The organism is Hufsiella ginkgonis (assembly GCF_009834915.1).
Lineage (GTDB): Bacteria > Bacteroidota > Bacteroidia > Sphingobacteriales > Sphingobacteriaceae > Hufsiella > Hufsiella ginkgonis.
The window spans coordinates 1-2,000 of sequence record NZ_WVHS01000011.1 but is presented as its reverse complement, the minus strand read 5'-3'; the positions used below and the strand labels follow the sequence as shown (position 1 = coordinate 2,000).

Genomic DNA, 2,000 nt, shown 5'->3' with positions numbered 1-2,000 from the left:
AGATAGGAATGGGTTACTGTTTCTATTTTTACAGCTATGATTGTACTATCAAAATTAAATTAAATAGGCACGTTTGCATAGCTGAAACTTGGCCTGCCGGTACGTATTATAGCGAAGTTGTTATACCAGGCGCTTGTATTTAATCCTGTGCCAATCCTTCTTCTAACATCTAATTTATTTAAGTAACAGGGTTGACTGTTTCAATCCCTGATAAATATATTCACGCTATCGGTAACCTTTGGGATGGCTTCCCACTTCCGTTTATAGGAATTATAAAATGCTACTGAATTTCTCTTTATTTTAACAAGCTCATGATTAAAGGGCTTGTAGTAGAAAAAGGCACCCGGAAGGTCTATATTAAGCTTGATCGACATAGGTTGCTGTGATTTATCTATGTTTAACTTTTCGGTAATAACAGCCGGTGATACCAGATTTGAGGTGCTGATTTTAGGGTCAAACGTAAATTTTAGATAAATTTCCCGTGGTAAGTGCTCCAGCTTGAACTCTGATAATGAATCGGCTCTTCTGATAGTAAACAGCGAGTCATCTAAATAAATCTGGCATCGATAATTCTCACTTTCAAGCGATGCAGATGTGTTTATATTAATCGATAGCGAATTATAACGAGCGTTTAGTACATCCATTTTCACTGGCACAATTGTCGTTTTTATATTACTGCTTAACAACAATTTCTTCTTCCCGGTACGAAGCCATTTGCCAGATGATTGTGCATACATATGAAACGACCTGAATTCGTATTTGAATGTCGAATCCAAGTTGAGTTTCAAAAAGTGTTCATAGTATTTTGATGAATATTTCCCTGTAATATCCTTCATAGCCGAACACGACTGGAGCGCCAGTATTGAAGTTAATGAGATTGCAATTAGTAAGTTTTTCATTGTTTGTCTTTCCAAAATTCTCTCAACGACTTTGTAGGTACTCCCGGCGAATAAATAAAATCGCCAGAGCTGCCGTGTATTCCAGATACCCATTTTTCCGTGATTTCACTTCTTGAGGATGGTGAGCCAAAGATTGACGGCACTCGATTTGTAACCGATGAAGCATCAAACGCGAACTGGCGTTGATATGGCAGTATTTCTAGCTTCCATCTATTGCTCTCGGTTGTTTCGTTACCTTTAAATCGCTGGTAACCATGCGCGGCTTCATGTATACCATTTACATCACCAGTTATGCTCATGGTTATTACTCCTTTCACTATTTCCGTACCGCCAACCTCCCCTGTAATTTCTTTAAATGTGAATTTTTGAGCCATCGTATTGCCCATTTCTGTTATCTCTCGAGAAGAACTTTGCAAATCAGATATAGTAGCGTTAATTGCACCAATCTCATCACGAGTTGACTGCAATTGTTTTTCGAGTTTAGCTGAAGTACCGTCTTTCGCGATTTTGGCTTCTATACGCGACATTGTTTTAGTAGCACCCTTTAGGTTACTCTGCTCGGTTGTCAACCTTGCACTAAGACCGGCTTGTAATCTATCAGCAATTTCCTGATCTTTCTTGGGGTCTAACCAGTCTCTTCCATCCGGATCAACAAATCTTACTGGATTGTTTATAGTGTAATTATAAGGTGACCATCGTCGATTGTTCTCTGCAAGAAGATCCACTGTATTCCACCTCCCAATCACCGGATCATAGAACCTGGCCCCATAATCATACTGCCCCAATTCCTCCTGCATTTCCTTCCCATTATACAGATACTTATTCGCATTCCCCGGCACCGTCCCCGCCTTCTGCATCCCGAAGGGATAGTAATCATCGGACTGGATCACCCTTGCGGCTCCGGCATAAATATCGAAGCTTTTTCTAACGTTTCCTAAATGATCGGTGAGATTGTATTCGTACTTGTAACTGTTATCGGATTGGCGCACGGCACGGCCTTCTTCGGTTTGGATGAAATTGATCACATAGTTCCCGCTGACGGTGCCGTAATGGATGCCGCCGATGTAATCAGTGGTTCCGGTCGTTGAACTTGTTTTGCGC

Annotated in this window: 2 protein-coding genes; both read right to left on the bottom strand. The window is 40.8% G+C overall.

Going from position 1 to position 2,000, the window contains the following annotated elements:
* Window positions 1–200: 200 nt before the first annotated feature.
* Window positions 201–899: a hypothetical protein gene (locus GS398_RS22115; protein ID WP_160909023.1), complete on the bottom strand. Its 699-nt coding sequence runs from the start codon at window positions 897–899 to the stop codon at window positions 201–203.
* Window positions 896–2,000 (bottom strand): RHS repeat domain-containing protein (locus tag GS398_RS22110; protein WP_160909022.1); only part of this gene is annotated, 1,105 nt, incomplete at its 5' end. The genes GS398_RS22110 and GS398_RS22115, both read right to left, overlap by 4 nt.